The following is a 21,204-nucleotide window of genomic DNA, read 5'->3' as shown; positions in this document are numbered from 1 at the left end:
GGGGCGCCCAGCTCGAACCCTTCGGGCAGCGTTTGCTGACCATTTCTACTACGTTATCGGCTTCTCATGTAGGCTAGCTACACATCGACGCCTCTGCCTTGTATAAATACCCAGCAACTCGCTGCAAAAATCAGCTCGAAAGATCAACACGCCCTAGCTTTTTATTTTATTTTCCAGTGCTTAAACGGTGTCACAACGGTAGTGGAATTGCTGTGACACCGATTGAACTTCAGCCTAAGTAGACCAAAGCATGAGTCTGAATCGTGGAGATTTAATCTAACCCCACCAAAGATTCACGAGTTAAGTCTTTGATTGTCCTCGCGCCTGTTAATGTCATCGCAACGCGCATCTCTTTGTCGTAAAGGTCGAGTAGATTCTCAACGCCGGCTTGTCCTTGCGCTGCTAATGCGTAAACGAAAGAACGGCCAAGCAAGGTGCAGTCTGCGCCCAATGCCATCATTCGAACCACATCCAAGCCAGTACGAATGCCAGAGTCGACCAGAATTTTGGTGTCGCCTTTAACTGCGTCAGCAATCGAAGGCAGCGCTTTGGCACTTGATAGAACGCCGTCAAGCTGGCGGCCGCCGTGGTTTGAAACCACAATGCCGTCTGCGCCAAATCTCACCGCATCCTTTGCATCTTCTTCATCAAGAATGCCCTTGATGACCATTGGACCGTCCCAGAAATCACGAATCCACTCTAGATCTTTCCATGAAATCGACGGGTCGAAGTTATCACCTAACCAACCGATGTAGTCTTCCAGCTTGGTAGGAGAACCACGATAAGTAGAGATGTTGCCTAGGTCGTGTGGTTTACCCAGTAAGCCGACATCAACTGCCCAGCTAGGATGACGCATAGATTGGAATACGCGGCGTACTGCTGCATTTGGACCACTCATTCCTGAGTGCATGTCACGGTAGCGAGCGCCGGGTACGGGCATATCCACGGTGAAGACCAGTGTTGTGACGCCAGCGGCTTTAGCGCGTTCAAGAACGTTCTTCATGAAGCCACGGTCTTTTAACACGTAAAGTTGGAACCACATTGGGCGTTCAATCTTAGGTGCAACTTCTTCAATCGGACATACCGACACGGTCGACATGGTAAAAGGGATGCCTTTGTTGTCGGCGGCTTTTGCTGCTTGTACTTCACCGCGTCTTGCGTACATACCCGTTAAACCAACAGGCGCCAGTGCGATTGGCATCGCTAGCTTCTCGCCAAATAGTTCGGTTTCCAAATTTAGGTCCGACATGTCGTTGAGGACACGCTGCTTGAGCGCGATCTCTGCAAGATCGGCGGTGTTGCGACGTAGGGTATGTTCTCCGTAAGAGCCACCATCAATGTAGTGGAAAAGAAACGGTGGTAATTTCGCTTTTGCTGCGGCGCGGTAATCAGTCGATGCGGATATGATCATAATTTCAGTCCTAAATTCTTGGGATGTTGCTCTTCTTTGAGAGCTTGGTTTGGGCTGCTTTAATTCGGGAAAATGGCGTTAATACCCATGGGTGTTGATGTGCTCTAGTATCCATCCCGGAACTCATCAACTGTCTTATTAGACGGTGTCGCTGTCGGGGAATTGAGTATTAACGCCAAGTGCTTTTGAACGACTTATGGTTTACATAAGTGCGTCGGTCATTTTGAATCCGTAGATAACCACTAGGCCGATGATGCCTGTCATCACCAAGTAGTAGAACGTTGGAATGATTGTCTTACGTAGGGTTGCACCTTCGCGTCCTAGCAAGCCAACAGTTGCTGATGCCGCTACCACGTTGTGAATCGCAATCATGTTACCTGCTGCTGCACCAACGGCTTGTAGAGCAACAACCACGGCACTAGAGATAGTCAGAGTCTGCGCTACTTCGAATTGGAACTGGCTGAACATCATGTTTGAAACTGTGTTCGAACCTGCAATGAAGGCACCTAACGCACCAACCGTTGCACTCAATGCTGGGAATGCGCTACCAACGAGGTCAGCTGCGAAGTTTGCCGTGGTTACGGGCATACTTGCTAAATCTGCGCCGTTCACACCAGAGTTAATGAAGATACGAACCATTGGGATGGTGAACACCAACACAAAGCCTGCGCCAATCAGAGTCTTGCTCGATTCACCGAAGGCTTTAGCCAGTGGCGTTGCGCTGCGAGATTGCATGAGAACAGCAACCAGCGCGACGAAGACCAAGATACCGCCCGGTAGATACAGAGGCTGAATCGCAGTGCTCACACCGGTTTCACCAAGGATGTTGCTGAACGATAGGCTAACGCTCTTCAGTAGGCCTTTGAATTCAGGGCTCACGCGGCTCGCAACCAAGGTCACCGCTAGCAGCACGTATGGTGCCCATGCCATCGCCATGCTCATCTTCTTATGGCCTTGATTGTTGTCGTCAAGGTCGATTTTCAGAGAACCTAGCCATTCTGCAGGCCACTTGTCTTCGCTCTCAAAATCCCATTTTGATTTAGGTACTAGGAAGCCGCGTTTTGCTGCTGTTACAACAATCGCAAGGCCAACCAAACCACCAATCAGTGATGGGAACTCAGCACCTAGGAAAACACCCGTTAGTGCGTAAGGAATGGTGAAAGCGGCACCTGCGAACAGTGCGAATGGCAGGATATCAAGACCTTCAGTCCAGCTTTTGTTCTTACCGAAGAAGCGAGTCAGCATCATCGCCATCAATACAGGAATCATCACACCAACGCAGGCGTGGATGATCGCAACACTTGATGTGATCTGTTGTAGGTAAGCATCCCATGTTGAACCATTGGCAATCAGGCTTTCACCGATGTTGTGCGTATCCAAACCTTTGTTTACGCCAACAATGATAGGTGTACCAACCGCGCCAAACGATACCGGCGTAGATTGAATCATCATGCCCATCAGTACCGCAGCTAATGCTGGGAAGCCGATTGCAACGAGTAAGGGAGCGGCGATTGCAGCGGGTGTGCCGAAGCCAGATGCGCCCTCAATGAATGAACCGAAACACCAAGCAATGATGATTGCTTGAACACGACGGTCAGCGGATATATCAGTGAATCCGTTGCGGATGGTGGTGATAGCTCCGGTGTGTTTCAAAGTGTTTAATAAGAAGATGGCGCCGAACACAATCCAGAGAACCGACACTGTAATGCCGAAGCCTTGGAATACAGAAGCCAGCACGCGAGTGCCAGACATGTCCCAAGCAAGTAGGGCGATAGCAACGGTTAAGGCAAATGCCACAGGCATCGCTTTTTTTGCAGGCCAGTTAAGGCCAACCAGCAGAATCGCTGCAACAACTATTGGTGAAAATGCCAATAGGGCTAGTAGAGTTTCACTCATGGGTACTTCCTCGTACTGTTTTCAAACGTTCATGTTTGAAGTAAAGATCACGTTATGGTTTGTCATTATTTGAATCGCTTTGGCCTCTAAACGGGAACCTTCTTTAGGCGAATCTTGTAATTGGAATGACTGTTTTTGTAATTGTTTTGTTAATTTGGCGTGAATTTACCCCTTTATTTTTTATTGATATAGGGAAATAATGAAAATAATTAATTCCAAAATTGGCATAATCAGATGCGAGCAGACGATTTGATCCTGTTTTCACAGGTGGTAGAACTAGGCAGCTTCAGTAAGGTGGCAGAGCAAAATAACCTTACAAATTCGGTAGTTAGTAAAAGAATTGCGCGTTTAGAGGAAGAGATTGGCGTGCAATTATTATATCGAACCACGCGTAAATTGACCTTGACTGAGGCGGGCAAGGCAATGTTACACGGGGCCAAAAATGTGAAGCAGGCAGCTCAAGAGGCTATGGACGCAGTTTCAGGCTATGGTGAAAATGTCAGTGGTCATATCAAAATGTCAGTGCCTACTATCTCCGGAGATTTGATTCTCGCAGACGCTGTGGCCGAGTTTTGTAATATGCACCCAGGTTTAACGGTCGATATGTCTCTGAATAATCGCTTTGTCGACTTGGTTGAGGATGGTCTCGATTTGGTGATTCGAACCGGCTACTTGGAAGATTCAAGCCTCATTGCTCGTCATATATTGGATTCACAATGGGTGGTGTGCGCTTCGCCGTCTTATATTGCTAAGAACGGTAAGCCGATGCTGCCTAAAGATTTAGTGCAGCACAATTGCTTGCAATACGCCTATCAAACAACGGGTGCTAGCGAATGGCAGTTTCTGCATAGTAAAGATGGCTGTACCGACAATGACAAATATATCGTGCGTGTTGCGGGCTCTTTTTCGACTGACAATGCGACCGCGTTAAGAAAAGCGGCGCTGGGTGGGCATGGTGTGGCGTACGTACCACGTTGTCTGGTTTATCACGACATTCGCAATGGTCAGCTGGTGGATATCTTCCCTGATTTGGTAGGCAAAAAGTTGGGAATTTATGCGGTGTACCCTTTTACTCGCCAGCCACCAAACAAGATTAAGTTATTGATTGAACATATCAGAACGCGCTACTTGACGATTTCTCACTATTTTTAATAAGGATCACGATGAGCTATTTAAAAGAGTATCCATATCCAATCACCAATAAACAGATCGTCAGCGATGACTACTTTGGTCAGATAATCGAAGACCCATATCGTTGGCTAGAAGACGACAGAAGTGACGAGACCGCGAAGTGGGTGGCGAGTCAAAACGCAATCACGTTTGATTACCTCGCTCAAATCCCGTATCGCGCAGAACTGCGAGAGCGATTAGCGAAAGCGCAAGACTACAAAAAGAGCTCACAGCCGTTTGTGCGAGGTGATTACACCTATTTCTATAAGAATGATGGACTGCAGAATCACAGTATTCTTTATCGTCAGAAAGAAGGTCAGTCGATTGAAGTATTCCTAGATCCGAATACCTTCTCGGAAGACGGCACCACATCTCTAGGCTCGGTGTCGTTTTCTAAAGACTACAGCTTAGTGGCGTACAGCATTTCTGAAGGTGGTAGCGACTGGCGCAAGATCTTCGTGATTGATACCGAGACTAAACAGCAGCTTGAAGCCGAAATCACTGACGCCAAATTTACTGGTATTTCTTGGTTGGGTAATCGCGGCTTTTATTACTCTAGTTACGACAAGCCAGACGGCAGTGAACTCTCTGCTCGTACTGAGCAACACAAGCTGTACTTCCATGAGTTGGGTACAGAGCAAGCTAGCGACAAAGTTATCTTTGGTGAGAACAACGCTGAGCAGCACCGCTATGTATCAGGCTATACCACCGAAGACGACCGTTACTTGATCATTCTAGGGCGAGAGTCGACATCGGGTAATAGACTGTTCTATATCGATTTAAACTCACCAGAACAACAGCTGAACACGCTGATTGATCATGTGGATAGCGACATTTATCTCATCGATAACCAAGATGAGACCTTCATTCTATATACGAATCTTGATGCGCCTAATGGCAAGGTGGTGAGCTTTGGTACTCGCGATGGGAAATGGCTCGAAATCATCCCTGAAAAGCCACAGCCATTGGATATCAGCACGGGTGGTGGCCACTTGTTTGCTCACTACATGGTGGATGTGGTGTCTAAGATTGAGCAGTTGGATTACCAAGGTAACCTAGTTCGTGAAATTCATTTGCCTGGGCTGGGAACGGCCAGTGGCTTAGGTGGAAAAAACGAGCAAACTCAGCTTTATTACACCTTTACCAACTATGTAACGCCGCCAACGATTTTCTCTTTCGATGTCGAATCAGGCAATTCTGAAATCTACCAACGCTCTGAGTCTCCGTTTGAGTCGGATCAATTTGAGTCTAAACAAGTCTTCTATACCTCGAAGGATGGCACCAAGGTTCCGATGCTTATCTCTTATAAGAAAGGATTAGTGTTAGATGGCAATAATCCAACCATGTTGTACGCCTATGGTGGCTTTAACGTTAGCCTAACGCCTTCTTTCTCGGGCACGGTTGGCAGTTGGCTAGAACTGGGTGGCGTATATGCGGTGCCGAACCTGCGTGGCGGTGGTGAGTATGGTAAGGCGTGGCACAAAGCGGGAACTCAGCAGAAAAAGCAGAATGTCTTTGACGACTTCATTGCTGCTGCCGAGTTCTTAATTGAAGAAAACTACACCAGTAGCGATAAGTTGGCGATTCGCGGCGGTTCTAACGGAGGCTTGCTGGTAGGCGCTTGTATGACTCAAAGGCCAGAGCTTTTCCAAGTGGCTTTACCTGCGGTTGGTGTGTTGGACATGTTGCGTTACCACACATTCACGTCTGGCGAAGGGTGGGCGTACGACTATGGCACATCCGCGCAGAACAGAGAGATGTTCGAATATCTGCTTGGCTATTCTCCGGTTCATAATGTGGTGCGTGGCACGGATTATCCAGCAACATTGGTGACGACCGCTGATCACGATGACCGCGTAGTGCCTGCTCACTCTTATAAGTTCATCTCAGAGCTGCAAGATAAGCATGAAGGTAGTGCGCCCGTGATGATTCGTATTGATGTTAATGCGGGCCATGGCGCCGGAATGCCGCTCAGCAAAGCGATCGATCTCACCGCCGATATCTACGCATTTACTCTGTTCAATATGGGGGTTGCGTCTCTAGATTCACTTTAACGAATGCTTGATTCTAGATAACTGGGTATTTTACTCAGACCAAGAAGCCTCAAAATCTACCTTAGATTTTGAGGCTTTTCATATATATGAAAACCAATCAAAACTGCGTCATATTTCCTTCACTTTCACACACTGTTTTCCGTGATAGCCGCCACCAATACTGATGAAATGAAAGCGATTTCAAGCTGATATTTCACGCGTTTCCCGTCCTAAGTTTCTGATATTAAATTAATAGTTTTGGGTATGACTTTTCTAAAAGTTTCATGGCTCTCGACCTAATTTATCAGTGTGAACAGCGACCAACTTTTCAACGCTTTCATTGCTTAATATTTCCCTGTTCGATGAAAACTCAAAAAAATAATAGGGAATTACAATGCAAAAATTTAAGCTTTTGCCAATAACGGTCGCAGTGGCGGCTTCGCTTGCTTCACTCTCTTCTTTTGCTGCAGAAACGGATCTTGCTGCTCTCGAGCAACGAATCCAAGAGTTGGAATCTCAAGTTGGGGACATCAAGTATGTTGATGATCAGCAACAAGCGGTTCTAACTTCAGAAACAACTGTGCCAGACGGTATCGTCTTCTCTGGTTACGCTCGCTACGGCGCTCACTACAAAAGTGGTGATGAGCGTTATGTAGACATCGGTACAACAGGCCGCTCTGTTGGTCGTTTAGGTAACGAAGCGAATGGTGGTGAAGTTCAGTTAGCTAAGCTTTTCCAAGCTGACAACGGCGCTATCTGGGACATCGTATTCATGGCTGACCACTGGGAAGCAGACGCATGGGCTGATGACGGTGGCCTGAGCATGAAAAAAATGTACGCTGGTGTAACCAATGTATTTGAAAGCCAGCCTGAGCTTTACATGTGGGCTGGTCGTGACTTCCATCAACGTCCGCAACAAGGTTTGAACGATTACTTCTGGATGACACACGATGGTCAAGGTGCTGGTTTTAACAACCTAGATTTCGGCGGTGCCAAGCTAGATATGGGCTTTGTTGGCCAAGTGAAAGGCGGCCTCGTAAATGACAATGGCCGATACGCCGTGACAGCGAAGCTACACAGTATTGACGCAGGTATTGGTAATCTGGATTTTTACGCGAACTACGGTTTTGCATCGAGCGAAGCGGATACGTCTACGACGACTGAGTACGTATACGATCCAGTGACAGATTCAATGCAGCCTGTCGTGACTCAAGGACAAAAAGTCAGTGATGAAACGGCCTACCTAGTAGGTGCAACATTAGGCTTGGGTGAGTCTAACAAGTTGGTTGTTAAGTACGGTGACGGTGCCGATTCATCGGTATATGACCTTAAAGGTGATTACCAGACTTTTTATGCAAGTGTTGAGGGTAGCTACGCTGCATCTGAACAGTTCATCATTGATTACTTAGTGTCTTACAAAGACAACTCTGGCTCAGACTTAGATCGTGAGAATACTGAATACGCGGGTATCGTTCGTCCACAGTACCAATGGGATGATGTTCATTCTACATGGTTAGAAGCGGGCTACGGCATGGTTGATTACGATGACGACGGTGAAGAGAACGCATGGAAAGTAACGCTTTCTCAAAACGTTTCTCTAGGTGGCTTACCTTGGAGCCGTCCAATGCTTCGTTTCTACACAACCGTGGGTGATGTAGAAACCAAAGGCAACACAGTGAAGACAACGAATGTTGACACATTGTCGTTCGGCGCAATGTTTGAAGCTTGGTGGTAATCACCGATATAGAAAGAGCGGCTCTTTGAATTCGGCATATTTTCAAAGAGCCATGCTTTCGAATATCCATGCTTTTCAATAGTACGTAAATACTGTCCATTTTAGCCCTAAAGGCAGATTGATTAGGGCACGTTTCAATTAACTCCATTCTTGGGCACATTTTTGTGCCCTTTTTTTCGCCACTAGATCAGGGATTTACTATGAGACTTTCTTCCATCGTGTCTCGAGTTTATTTAGGTTTCTTCGTACTGATTGTGATCATGCTGGGTTCTGCATGGTTAAGCATCAGTAGCAATAAAGACATCACCACTCGAATCGAAAACATCACCCAGCAAGCTACGCCATTAATACTTCAATCTTCAACGTTAACCATCCGATTTCTGGACATTAATCGCAGCACCACACCCTACTTATCCGCTAACTATATTGATGAACTTGAGCCACTGAAACAAACCGTCTTAAACAACATCGAGCTATATCAGCAGCAATTGAACTGGTTCGAAGGTAAGGGCGTAGCTGGTTCACAAATGGAAGCCATGCTTAACAACATCACTCAAACAGGTTTGTTGACTATCGATAAGATAGAGCAGGTATTAGAGCTTTATGTTGAGTATTTGGATAGCAAAGATCTCGGTTCGATGGGACAAGCGCAATTTCAATCTGTGGTTGGACAGCTCAATAATACTTTGGTGAATCAACTCGCGAGTGCAGATTCAGAGCAGACACAAAAGGCAGTCGAAGCTTTGTTGGTGCAATTGAGTTTGATTGCCGCGGAAGCCAACGAAGCGTTTTCACTGCAAACATCTTCGGAGGTTCGTGGGGTAGAGCGTCGCCTACAAAGTCGCAAAGAGCGATTCGAACAAGCGGTCGCAGGTTTAGATAATCTGGATTCATCTTTGCTGCGCCGCAGTAAACAGTCTTTATCGTTGCTCGCTTCACACGCGTTTTCAGCCAGTGGCTCAGTCGCTACCCATAAAGAAACCGTCAAACTCGATGAGTCTATCTCCCTTCAAAAGCAGGAAATTGAACAGCTAATCGATCAACAGTTAAGTCACTTTGATGAGCTTTCAATGTACGCTGAAGACACCGCGACACGCCTGTATCACAAATCGATGGGCTCTTCACAGCAAGCCCTTGTGATGCAGGGTTTTATTGCACTTGCTTCCGTGCTTATTGCTCTGTTGATCGGGTTGAATATTGCCAAAGGTATCCGTAAACCAAGCAAGCTGCTACAAAGTGCACTCGACCAAGTTGCCAATAAAGACTTGAGCGCGATGGTGCAGTATCAAGCCAATAATGAGTTTGGCTCAGTGAGCGACAAGGTCAACTTAGTGATCAGTCATCTGACTCAAATGATTGAGAACATGCGTTATTCGTCGACGTGCTTAAAAGAGGCGTCCATAGAGAATCAAAGTACGAGCCGTTCATTGAGCGAGGCGATGCAAGACCAAACCAATCAGACCGTGATGGTGGCAACAGCTATGGAGCAGATCGAGTGCTCGGTGACCGAAATAACTCAAGCCGCTAATCAAACGCTAACGCTTGTAACCGAAGCGGTGTCGAGTTCCTGTGCTGGTCAGAAGACCATGGATAAAAGCGTCGAGTTAATGGGCAGTTTAGAGCGTAAGTTAGCAGAATCAACAGCGACCATTGGCCAGCTCGAAAGCGAAAGTGCCAGCATTGGCTCCATTTTGGATGTGATATCTGGGATCTCTGAGCAAACTAATCTACTGGCGTTGAATGCGGCAATAGAAGCGGCGCGAGCTGGAGAGCAAGGGCGTGGTTTCTCTGTGGTTGCGGATGAGGTTCGAGTGTTAGCAGCGAAAACCAATGCCTCGACGCAAGAGATACACAACAAGATCGAGCAGTTGCAAACTAGCTCTAAACTGGCGGTTGAACAAATCAATCAATGTGTGGTGGGGATGGTTCAATGTGTTGAGCAAACGGGCGAAGTGAATCACTCGATATCGACGGTGTCTGATCTTCTCAACGAAGTAGAGCAAAGAAGTCATCAAATTGCGACCGCGACGATAGAGCATCAAGTGGTTGCCTCTCAAGTCACTCAAAATATCAGCCAGATACACATCTTGGCTGAAGATAACTCACAACGATCTCAGGTTTTGTTTTCTCATGGTCAACAGCTTGAAACCATGTCGCAGCAGCAGTTCTCACTAACTCAAGAGTTTAAGCTCGCGGAGCAATCAGAAAACGAGGTTTAAAGGCGACTCTAAGTTTTTCAATGTTTCACGCTCAGCCTTTGCTGGGCGTTGTTGTTTCAAGTTTCGGGTTCTGGAAAGAGAATTAGAAGTGCCTATGAAATGTTCCCATACAATTTCGCATAGCCACTGAAATAATAGGGTCAATTTTGCTCTGTATATTACCGCCTGTTGCGGGTTCATCACCGAATCGTGCTTTTTGAAAACGGAGTTTATGCATGCTTGTTAGCACTTTGGGAGCAAGTAACCGAGTGCTGTTTTGATAAGGTGAGCAAGAATCTCATGAAACAGTTTCATGGTGTGAAGTGAATCTGTAAGCGCTTTCAAGATTTCCAAATCCAGCCTTTTTACCTCCAAGTTTAGTGTGATGACACTCACTTCAACTAAAACGTAATTTCTTAATAATCGTTTTGTAAGCGGTTACAAGCTAATGAAGTATCGAGGTTCGAGTGGCAACAATTAAACACGTATCAGAGCATGCAGGTGTGTCTCAAGCGACAGTGTCTAGAGTGATTAACGGCACCAGTAGAGTGAGCCACGACAAGAAGTTAAAGGTTGAAAAGGCGATCAAAGAGCTGGGTTATCGCCCGAACTCTATCGCTCAGGCTTTGGCTTCAAGTCGTACCGGAAGTGTGGGTGTTGTTGTTCCAGAACTGGGCGGATCTTTCTATTCAGGCATCTTGCATTGCATAGAGGAAAACCTACGCCGCTTCGGTTACCACGCAGTGGTTACAGCGGGTTCGAACACCGAACAAGGGCAGCGCGAGTCGGTGGAGTTTCTGTTGGGGCGTCGTGTCGATGCTTTGATTCTTCATACTCAACTGCTCAGTGATGACTATTTAATTGAATTGGAAGAACAGGGGACCCCTGTGGTTTTAATTAACCGCTTCATCCCAGAAATGGCGATGAGTTGCATTGATATTGATAACGAAGTCGGGGGGCTACTCGCTACTCAATATCTTTTGCAAAAGGGACATACAGATATCGCGTGTATTACCGGGCCTTTAGATAAAGCCGACGCTAGGGGGCGTTTGCAGGGGTATCGCAAGGCACTGGAAGAAGCCGGTGTGCCATACGATGAAGCCTTAGTCTCTGAGGCGGGATTTACTGAAGAGACAGGCATCAGCGCCATGAAGAAGTTGATCAACAGAAAATGCCACTTTACGGCGGTATTTGCTTCAAACGATCACATGGCATTTGGCGCCTTCGAGGTGTTGCATCAAGAGGGACTGTCTGTTCCGAAAGATGTATCACTGGTGGGCTTCGATAACACCATCTTCGCGCGCTATCTGACCCCTAGTTTGACCACCATTAATTTCCCTATTGAAGAGATGAGCGTTGAAGCAGTACAGCTCACTCTACAGAAGCTAAAAAAAATAAAACATGACGTGAACTTTAAATTGCTGCCGACGTTGGTCACTAGAAACTCGGTATCGGATTTACCAGTTACCCTATAAAAATATTAAGGATAGAACATGAAATTTAAGACCTTAGCGCTTTCATGCGCGGTTGCTTTAGGATTAGGTACAACAGCTGCAAATGCAGCAGACAAAGAAATTCGTTTCGACGGTTTCCCTGATTTCGATAGCAGCCTGAAGGTATTACTGCCTGATTTCGAAAAGGAAACGGGTATCAAAGTTGATTACCTTATGAACAACCACGGTGACCACCACACGAAACTCACAACGAACCTTGCAACGGGTTCTGGTGCCGGTGATGTGATTGTTGTCGACGTTGAGAAAATTGGTCCATTTGTTGGATCTGGCGGCCTAGTTAACCTGTCTGAAAACTACGGTGCAGATAAATACGAAGAACGATTCGCACCATACGCATGGGCACAAGGTAAAGGCGCTGACGGCGACATGTACGGCATTCCTGTCGACCTAGGTCCAGGTGTTATGTACTACCGTACCGACGTATTCGAAAAAGCGGGCATTGATGTAGAAGAAGCAATCAAAGATTGGGATTCATACATCGCTGCTGGTGAAAAACTGAAAGAGCAAAACGTACAACTTATTGCTTCAGCGGCAGACGTAGCACAAGCGATCATCTTCACGACGGTTCCTGAAGGTGAAGGTCTGTACTTCGATAAAGATGGCAACCCAGTGGTGACATCAGAGCGTTTTGTTCACGCTTTTGAAGTAGCAAAAGAGATTCGCGACAAAGGCTTAGACGGCCGCATTTTGGCTTGGTCTAACGAATGGTACGAAGGCTTCCGCAACGGCACATTTGCAACTCAACTTTCTGGCGCTTGGCTTCTTGGTCACCTAAACAACTGGATTGCACCTGAAACTAAAGGCAAGTGGGCAGTAGAAAACCTACCTGATGGTATCTACGGCAGCTGGGGTGGTTCATTCCTTTCAATTCCAACTCAATCAGACAACCCAGATGAAGCTTGGGCGCTTATTGAATACATGACGACGGATCGTGAAGTACAGCTTAAACACTTCGAAACGATTGCTGCTTTCCCAGCGAACATCACCACGTATGACGATGAGCTTTTCCAAGAAGAGATGGAGTTCCTCGGTGGACAAAAAGCCCGTCTTCTTTTTGCTGAAGTGGCGCAAAACATCAAACCCGTCTCTCCAGCACAAGGCGACCACGTTGCACGTTCTATTATCTTAGAGAACGCTTTGATGGAAGTACTTGATGAAGGCAAAGACATCAAGACAGCGCTTAAAGAGGCAGAGCGTCTAATCAAGCGTCGCACGCGTAATCTTTAATTTGTTTTTACTTTAAGTAAGTGAGGAAGCGTGGATAACGCGCTTCCTTTTTAAGAGGTCGTTACTATGAATCATACAGCGAGCACAACGATAGAACCTGCGGACAAAAGCCTTTTTTCTCGTCTAAATTTGAAAGCGCTTACACCGTATGGATTTCTTCTGCCGTTTCTGATCATTTTTTCTGTATTTGGGATCTTCCCGCTGTTGTTCTCTGTTTACCTGTCGTTCCACGAGTGGAACCCGGTAAGAGGCATGGATGCGATGGAGTTCGTTGGTTTTGAGAACTATCACATTGCTTTAACGGACCCATGGCTATGGCGTTCATTGAAGAACACGCTTTGGCTAGCGATCACTTCAGGCGTGGCTCAGCACTTAGTCGCTATTCCAGTGGCTTACATGTTGGTTTCAATGGGTGACCGTATGCGTCACTGGCTAACATCGGCGTACTTTCTACCGTTTATTACATCAACGGTCGCAGCGTCACTGATTTTCTTCAATATGTACTCTCCTAACTCAGGAATTATTAACCAAACGCTAATGGCACTAGCCGATAGCACGCTGTTTGGTTGGGCATTCGCTTGGGTTAACGATTTCCAACCCATCCGTTGGTTAGACGATGCCACTATGGTGAAGCCGTCTATCGCAATCATGGTTTTCTGGAAATACACCGGTTTTAACATCGTCCTTTACACCACAGGTTTAATGACGATTCCTAAAGACATCTTAGAAGCTGCACGTATGGATGGTGCCAATGCCTTCCGCCGCTTCTGGAACATTTCACTACCAATGATTCGTCCATTCATCTTCTTTGCTATCACGATGACCATCATCGGTAACCTGCAAATGTTTGAAGAACCGTTCGTACTAACACGTGGTACAGGCGGTACTGGCCAATCTGGTTTAACTATCTCGATGTACCTCTACAAAGTGGGTTGGGAATGGCTAGAAATGGGCACAGCATCCGCTATCTCATGGTTACTGTTTGCACTCATCGCGACTTGTACATTGGTTCAATTTTTACTCTTCGGTAAGAAAGGCTTAGGGGAACATTAAGATGTCGACATCAATTAAGACAAATACCTCACCACTAAGTGGACTGATGCCAAGCGAACGCAGCATGTACATTCTGACTAAGATCTTGATGGTCATGTTAGGCATCTTACTGGTTGTTTCAGCGCTGATTACAGTCTTTCCATTTGTATGGTCGGCACTGCTATCAACTCGTGACCGTTCTGAAATTTTCGGCACGGGCATTAGCTTTGCGATTGGCGATAGCCTGGCGATTAACTACGCCAAATTGCTTGAAATCATGCCGTTCTGGAAAGCGATGTTTAACTCGATTTACGTGGCTTTCTTAGGCACCACCATCTCGCTGCTGTTTTGTAGCATGGGTGGCTACGCGTTTGCTGTGTTTAAGTTCCGCGGTAAGAACGTGTTGTTCGGCATGCTGGTTGGCTCAATGGCGATTCCGCCGGTACTTAGCTTGATCCCTTACTTCATGATCGTGAAATTCTTAGGCTTGCTGGATAACCACATGGCGGTATGGCTACCGTTCACCACGACACCATTTGGTATCTTCTTGATGCGTCAGCACGTGATTGCATCGATTCCCAAAGAGCTACTTGAAGCAGCGAAATTGGATGGTGCTGGTGAGTTCAGAACGTATTGGAGTGTGGTATTGCCACTGATGAAGCCTGCCTTAGCAACACTGGCTATCGTTCAGTTCGTTTTCTTCTGGAACATGTTTATGCAGCCTCTCGTGGTGCTAAACAACCCAGATAACTATGTTATTACGCAAGCGCTTCGAAGTGTTCAAGGTATTCCGAATACGCCATGGGGCGCGGTAATGCTAGGCACCACAATTTCTATTTTACCACTCGTGATTACTTACTTGTTCGCATCGAAACAGATGATCAGTGGTTTAACGTCCGGCGCAGTCAAAGGTTAGGTTTAAGGGTTATAACAATGAATAAATATCAACTTCCAAGTGATTCAAAGTTACGCAGTAAGGAATTTGTATTCGGTGTCGCGACATCTTCATACCAAATTGAAGGCGGCGTTGAAGAGGGCGGTCGTACACCGTCTATCTGGGACACTTTCTGTAAGACGCCGGGTAAGGTCGATAACGGCGACAATGGTGATGTGGCGTGTGACCACTACCACTTATGGAAACAAGATATCGAGATGATTCAAGGCTTAGGCGTTGATGCTTACCGTCTCTCTATTGCATGGCCGCGCATCCTGCCGCAAGACGGTGTCGTGAACCAGCAAGGCCTAGAGTTTTACGGTCAGATCATCGATGAGTGTCATGCTCGTGGCATGAAGGTATATGTGACGCTGTATCACTGGGATCTTCCGCAATACCTTGAAGATAAAGGTGGCTGGTTAAACCGCGAAACGTCTTACAAATTCGCAGAATACGCAGAAGTGGTGAGTAAATACTTTGGTGACAACATCGATGTGTACACCACGCTGAATGAACCGTTTGTGTCTGCATTCCTAGGTTACCGCTGGGGCGAACATGCGCCAGGTATCAAGGGCGAAAAAGAGGGCTACCTAGCGTCTCACCACCTAATGCTGGCACACGGTTTGGCAATGCCGATCCTTCGCAAGAATGCACCTCACGCGAAGCATGGTGTGGTATTCAACGCGACCCCGGCTTACCCGCTGACGCCACAAGATCAAGGGGCAGCAGATTACTGCGAAGCGGAGAACTACCACTGGTTCATCGACCCAGTATTGAAGGGCGAATACCCACAACTGGTCGTTGAGCGCCAAGCGATGAACATGCCGATGATCCTTGAAGGTGATTTAGACATCATCAGCGCACCTGTCGATTACATCGGCATCAACTACTACACACGCAATGTCGCTCGCTTCAACGAGAACGGGGATATTGAATCAGTAAAACAGACTGACGCTGAACACACTTACATCGGCTGGGAAATTAACCCACAAGGTTTAACCGATTTATTGGTAAGACTGGATGCTCGTTACGAAAATATGCCACCTATCTACATCACCGAGAACGGTGCTGCAGGCAACGACGAGCGCGTTAATGGACAAGTGATGGACGACCAACGAGTTCGTTATTTCCAAGGTCACATCGAAGCGGTTCACAACGCGGTTGAAGCGGGTGTGAAAGTTGATGGTTACTTCGCTTGGAGCCTGATGGACAACTTTGAGTGGGCATTTGGCTACTGCCAGCGTTTTGGCATTGTCCATGTTGACTACACCACCCAAGAAAGAACATTGAAACAGAGCGCAATTGCGTACCGAAATATGCTGCTAGAGCGCGCTGAGGAGAACAGATAATGGCTAAAGTAGAATTTAAGAACATCAAAAAATCATTCGGTGATGTTGAAGTCGTCAAAGAGTTTGATTTTACGGTTGAAGACGGTGAGTTCGTGGTTTTCCTTGGCCCATCTGGCTGTGGTAAATCGACAACGCTACGCATGCTAGCTGGCCTTGAAAGCATCAGCTCTGGTGACATCGTGGTTGGCGGCAAGTTGATGAATAAAGTCGATGCGAAAGACCGTGACTTGGCGATGGTATTCCAAAGCTACGCTCTGTACCCACATATGACGGTGTACGAGAACATCGCCTTTGCGCTAAAACTGAAGGGCATGCCAAAAGCAGAAATCGACGTAGAAGTGCTAAAAGCGGCGAAAATGCTAGAGCTTGATCCACTACTGAACCGCAAGCCAAAAGAGCTTTCTGGTGGTCAACGTCAACGTGTGGCAATGGGCCGTGCGATGGTTCGCACGCCTAAGGTTTTCTTGTTTGATGAGCCGTTATCTAACCTAGATGCAAAACTTCGTGGCGTGATGCGTGAAGAGATCAAACACCTACACCGCGAGCTTAAAACCACCACGATCTACGTAACCCACGATCAGATCGAAGCGATGACACTGGCGGATCGCATCGTGATCCTGAAAGACGGTTATGTTGCTCAAGTTGGTACACCAACCGAGGTGTTCCAGCGTCCTGCAAACAAGTTTGTCGCGCAATTCATTGGTAACCCGTCAATGAACATGTTGGAAGCAAAACTGATTGAAAAAGAAGGCGAGTACTTCGTTGAAATTGGCGATGTTCATATCCCACTGCCTGAGCGCTTTAAGTCTCTGGCGTCTAAAAACCTAGCGCTGCATTTTGGTGTTCGTCCAACAGACATTCACCTACGTGCCGAGCAAGTTGACCACGACCGCGTGCTGCCATTCCCTGTGAAAATCAAAGACAAGGAATTACTGGGCGCAAGCATTCTTCTGAAAACAGAAATTGGCGGTCAACCGCTGATGGTTGAAACCCAAGCGGCTGAAGTGGATGTAAAAGATCTGACGCTTTACTTGGATTTGGATGCTTTCCACTTGTTCGATGCTCTGAGTGAGAACTCGCTAGCGAGCTAGCCAATCAATTTAAATCAGTCATTGAGCTGACACCAACCAACTTACGACAAATTGTTTTGGCTCCTCCTGATTTGGGAGGGGCTAGGGATAGTGATGATGAAATTCGGATATTTTGACGATAAAAGCAAAGAATACGTAGCAACCACACCGTGTACGCCGATCAAATGGTGTAACTATGTCGGCACATTAGATTTCGGTGGCATTGTTGATAGCAACGGTGGCGTGTTGTTGTGTAAGGGCGATCCTGCACTCAACCGTATCACTAAGTACATTGCTCAACTGCCAAACTCAGACTTCAAAGGCTCGACGATGTACCTCAAGGTACGTGATGAAGCGGGCAATGTAGAGGTGTTTTCACCTTTCTACACGCCAACTTTAAAGCCGTTAGATAAGTTTGAAAACCACACCGGTTTGTCTTACACCACCATCATTGCAGAAGCTTTTGGTGTGCGTTGTGAAGCGACTTTCTTTGTACCAAAAGCTGACCAAGTACTGCTACAAGACATCAAAGTCACCAACATTTCAGACAAAGCACTGCATGTTGATGTGGTGCCTGTGTACGAATTCACACACTTCGATGCACTTAAGCAACTACTCAATGCAGACTGGGTTCCACAAACCATGACGCTAAAAGCACACCAACAAGAATCGGGTCACACCGTGCTTGAGCAGTATGCTTTCATGAAGCGTGACTACGCGGTAAATCTGATGACAGCGGATCGCCCTGCAACGTCTTTTGATGGTGATCGCCAATCGTTCCTAGGTAATTTGGGCTACGGCACATGGGCAGCGCCAGAAGCACTAAACAATGATGAATTAGGCAACACCGAGTGTTTGCGTGGCGACAACATTGGCGCACTGAACCTGCGTTTGGGTTGGTTATCTCCAGAGCAGACAGAACGTACGGTCGTACAAATCGCGCAAGAACAGAGCCTAGAAGCTGCATTTCCTCTGCTGGCTAAATATCGTGACCATCAAGTGGTTGATTCAGCTTTCGCTGAACTGGCTGAACATTGGGATGGTTACCTACAAGCGGTTCAGGTTGAAACGCCAGACCCTGCTATGAACTCGATGCTTAACGTACATAACCCACGTCAGTGTCACACCACTAAAAACTGGTCTCGTTACCTGTCTCTGTACCAGCTTGGCTATGGCGCACGTGGCATCGGTTTCCGTGATTCTTCGCAAGATACGTTGGGCGTGATTACTCATATGCCAGAAGAGGCGCGTGAGTTCATTGAGCGCTTACTACCAGTGCAAAACATCAATGGTTCTGCGATGCACCAGTTCTTCCCATCAACCATGGAAGCGAACGCGGGTGACTCACGTGAAGAGGAAGATCGTCCGGATTACTACGGCGACGATCATCTGTGGATCATCTACGCAGTCACTCAATATGTGAAAGAGACAGGCAATGCTGATTTCTTGAACAAAGTGATTCCGTTCTATCAAAAAGACAAAGCGGGCAACCCTGTGGAAATAGGCACCGTTTGGGATCACTTGTGTCGCGCGATCGAGTTTACCTACACCAATACGGGTGAGCACGGCCTACCGTTATTAGGTTTTGCAGACTGGAATGACACGGTGAACCTGCCAACGGGTGCTGAGTCGATGATGGTCGCTAACATGTACGGTAAAGCCCTGCTTGATATGCTCGACCTCTGTGAGTTACGCGGTGAGGAACAGCTGACCGCTCAGTTCAAAGAGCAATACCAACAAATGCAGAGCACAGTGAATGAGTGCGGTTGGGATGGCGAATGGTTTGTGCGTTACTTTGATGAGCAAGGCCTGCCAATTGGTTCTCACAAGAATGAACAAGGGCAGATCTACACTAACGGTCAAAGCTGGCCTGTGATTTCTGGTTTCGCGACACAAGAACGTGCCACACAAGCGCTAGATTCGGTTTACAACAAGCTGAACACGACCAATGGTATCAAGCTTTCAACTCCAGGCTACAACGGCTTTGATCCACAACTTGGTGGCGTTTCGACATATCCACCGGGTGCGAAAGAGAACGGCGGTATCTTCCTGCATTCAAACCCATGGGTGATGATCGCGGAAGCGAAAATGGGCAACGGCGAGCGTGCTTATGAGTACTACCGTCAAATTAATCCGGCTTCTAAGAACGACGATATTGATACCTTTGAATCGGAGCCATACTGCTACCCGCAAAACATCTTGGGCGACGAACATAAACAGTTCGGCCTAGGTCGTAATGCATGGCTGTCGGGTACTTCATCTTGGACATACGTGGCAGGTACGCAGTGGATTCTAGGTGTTCGACCTGAAATTGATGGCTTGCTGGTGGACCCTTGTATTCCGGCAGAGTGGCCAGAGTTCAAAGTTCGTCGTCAGTTCCGTGGTGCGACTTATTATATTCATGTCACGAACCCGAATAACGTATGTAAGGGCGTGGTTGAGATGAAGGTCAATGGTGACCTGATTTCAGGTAATAAAGCGCCAGTGTTTACCTCTGGTGAGCACACCATCGAGGTGATTTTAGGTTAACAAAGAGAAGGGCGCTTTATGCGCCCTTTATTGCTTCTTTAGTTTGCTTCTTTCGTTGCAGTTGTTTCGTTAGCAATGCGTTCTCTGGGGGCTGATTTCGCATACAGCAGTTGCTTTAGTTTGCTTTCTTTATGTTGGCTGATAGGTGGCTTGGCATTGCCAAGTAAAGGTCTGAGATTGGTTCGGGCTAAGCGTCAATAAGCCTATTTGGTTATTGAATGCATCAGCAGGGCAAGTCATTGGTTCTATTGCAATACTTTGTTCGCTCGTCGGCGTGTATAGCTGAACAAATGGGTAGCTTGCATCTTGTTGATAATGAATTGCGGCTGATGAATCTGAGTGTGTCAAAGTCAGTTGGTTGGTTGCCTTCGAATCAAATTCAAAGCAGTGGTTTAGGCTTTGACTGGTCAGGGAGTCACCCAAAGACAAACGGTCAAAAGCCTGTTTTTCACCATTGGGTAGGTCGTTCTCATGTACGACCTCAGTGCAAGGCGACATAGCGAGTCCACATTGTGCTAGCTCAGTGCCGAGTGAAAAGTAAGGGTGCCAAGCATCACCGAATGGGAAGGCTGAATCACCCAGATTAGAGACGGTCGTTGAGGAAGAGAGTCTACCCGTTGTGTCGATAGTGAAGGTGACTTCAAGGTTAAAAGCGAACGGGAAAGCAGGGTGTAAAGATGATGTCTGATATTGCAGCGTCACACTGGCTGATTTTTCATTGGCTGCGCTGTTTTTGATTGAAAAAGGTTGGTTGTAGAGCAAGCCATGTACGGCGTGATCAGACCAAGGGAAGTTAGCTGGGAGTTGATGGTTTTGGTTGTCGAAACTGTAGCGACCTAAGTTTAAACGATTTGGAAAAGGGAATAATTTAGCACTGCGGGAAAAGAACGGATGTTGGTTGATCAGTTCATCATAATTCTGATAACCACAAATAAAAGAGAATGGACTGTTATTTACGATATACTTATTAATAACAGCACCAAATCCATTGATTATTTGAAGTTCTATACCATGTTGGTGGTTTATTAATGTGACAGAGTCAATATTTCCAAATTTTTCATTTATAATTTTAAACATGTTGATGTCTCCATTTTTAAAAGATATTA

14 protein-coding genes are annotated in these 21,204 nt (G+C 46.8%); 11 read left to right on the top strand and 3 right to left on the bottom strand.

Going from position 1 to position 21,204, the window contains the following annotated elements; genetic code table 11:
• Positions 1 to 271 precede the first annotated feature (271 nt).
• A complete protein-coding gene (lldD, locus tag AB4351_RS15880; RefSeq protein WP_065583579.1) occupies positions 272 to 1,411 on the bottom strand; it encodes an FMN-dependent L-lactate dehydrogenase LldD in 1,140 nt (379 codons plus the stop codon).
• 201 nt (positions 1,412 to 1,612) lie between these two features.
• Positions 1,613 to 3,307 carry an L-lactate permease gene (locus AB4351_RS15875; RefSeq protein WP_065583580.1) on the bottom strand — a complete coding sequence of 565 codons (1,695 nt, stop codon included), beginning with the start codon at positions 3,305 to 3,307 and terminating at the stop codon, positions 1,613 to 1,615.
• Between the two features lie 234 nt (positions 3,308 to 3,541).
• Here AB4351_RS15875 and AB4351_RS15870 point away from each other — a divergent pair, with 234 nt between their 5' ends.
• The 11 genes from AB4351_RS15870 (at position 3,542) to AB4351_RS15820 (ending at position 20,098) form a co-directional block, all read left to right on the top strand.
• Entirely contained in the window at positions 3,542 to 4,459 is a 918-nt protein-coding gene (locus AB4351_RS15870) for a LysR family transcriptional regulator (protein WP_372126525.1), read from the top strand.
• Positions 4,460 to 4,470: 11 nt separating this feature from the next.
• A complete protein-coding gene (locus tag AB4351_RS15865) occupies positions 4,471 to 6,531 on the top strand; it encodes a prolyl oligopeptidase family protein (RefSeq protein ID WP_372126523.1) in 2,061 nt (686 codons plus the stop codon).
• Positions 6,532 to 6,904: 373 nt separating this feature from the next.
• The gene (locus AB4351_RS15860; protein ID WP_017061564.1) at positions 6,905 to 8,245 is read left to right on the top strand and encodes a carbohydrate porin; all 1,341 of its coding nucleotides are present in this window, start codon (positions 6,905 to 6,907) and stop codon (positions 8,243 to 8,245) included.
• 200 nt (positions 8,246 to 8,445) lie between these two features.
• Positions 8,446 to 10,464 carry a methyl-accepting chemotaxis protein gene (locus AB4351_RS15855; RefSeq protein ID WP_372126521.1) on the top strand — a complete coding sequence of 673 codons (2,019 nt, stop codon included), beginning with the start codon at positions 8,446 to 8,448 and terminating at the stop codon, positions 10,462 to 10,464.
• 446 nt (positions 10,465 to 10,910) lie between these two features.
• Positions 10,911 to 11,918: a LacI family DNA-binding transcriptional regulator gene (locus AB4351_RS15850; protein WP_009846150.1), complete on the top strand. Its 1,008-nt coding sequence runs from the start codon at positions 10,911 to 10,913 to the stop codon at positions 11,916 to 11,918.
• An 18-nt stretch (positions 11,919 to 11,936) separates the two neighbouring features.
• On the top strand, positions 11,937 to 13,184 hold the full coding sequence (locus tag AB4351_RS15845; RefSeq protein WP_017083012.1) for an ABC transporter substrate-binding protein: 1,248 nt from the start codon (positions 11,937 to 11,939) through the stop codon (positions 13,182 to 13,184).
• Positions 13,185 to 13,250: 66 nt separating this feature from the next.
• Positions 13,251 to 14,237: a carbohydrate ABC transporter permease gene (locus tag AB4351_RS15840; RefSeq protein ID WP_009846152.1), complete on the top strand. Its 987-nt coding sequence runs from the start codon at positions 13,251 to 13,253 to the stop codon at positions 14,235 to 14,237.
• A 46-nt stretch (positions 14,238 to 14,283) separates the two neighbouring features.
• The gene (locus AB4351_RS15835) at positions 14,284 to 15,132 is read left to right on the top strand and encodes a carbohydrate ABC transporter permease (protein WP_017077012.1); all 849 of its coding nucleotides are present in this window, start codon (positions 14,284 to 14,286) and stop codon (positions 15,130 to 15,132) included.
• A gap of 17 nt (positions 15,133 to 15,149) precedes the next feature.
• Positions 15,150 to 16,499, top strand: coding sequence for a GH1 family beta-glucosidase (locus tag AB4351_RS15830; RefSeq protein ID WP_108207057.1), 1,350 nt, complete (start codon positions 15,150 to 15,152; stop codon positions 16,497 to 16,499).
• On the top strand, positions 16,499 to 17,590 hold the full coding sequence (locus tag AB4351_RS15825) for an ABC transporter ATP-binding protein (RefSeq protein WP_009846155.1): 1,092 nt from the start codon (positions 16,499 to 16,501) through the stop codon (positions 17,588 to 17,590). Before AB4351_RS15830 ends, AB4351_RS15825 begins: the two co-directional genes overlap by 1 nt.
• A 93-nt stretch (positions 17,591 to 17,683) precedes the next feature.
• On the top strand, positions 17,684 to 20,098 hold the full coding sequence (locus AB4351_RS15820) for a GH36-type glycosyl hydrolase domain-containing protein (protein ID WP_372126518.1): 2,415 nt from the start codon (positions 17,684 to 17,686) through the stop codon (positions 20,096 to 20,098).
• A gap of 129 nt (positions 20,099 to 20,227) precedes the next feature.
• Here AB4351_RS15820 and AB4351_RS15815 read toward each other — a convergent pair whose 3' ends face one another.
• A complete protein-coding gene (locus tag AB4351_RS15815; protein ID WP_372126517.1) occupies positions 20,228 to 21,175 on the bottom strand; it encodes an aldose 1-epimerase in 948 nt (315 codons plus the stop codon).
• Positions 21,176 to 21,204 lie beyond the last annotated feature (29 nt).

Origin of the sequence: Vibrio sp. 10N.261.51.F11 (assembly GCF_041471665.1) — a bacterium.
Lineage (GTDB): Bacteria > Pseudomonadota > Gammaproteobacteria > Enterobacterales > Vibrionaceae > Vibrio > Vibrio crassostreae_C.
This window is presented reverse-complemented; position numbering and strand designations above follow the sequence as displayed.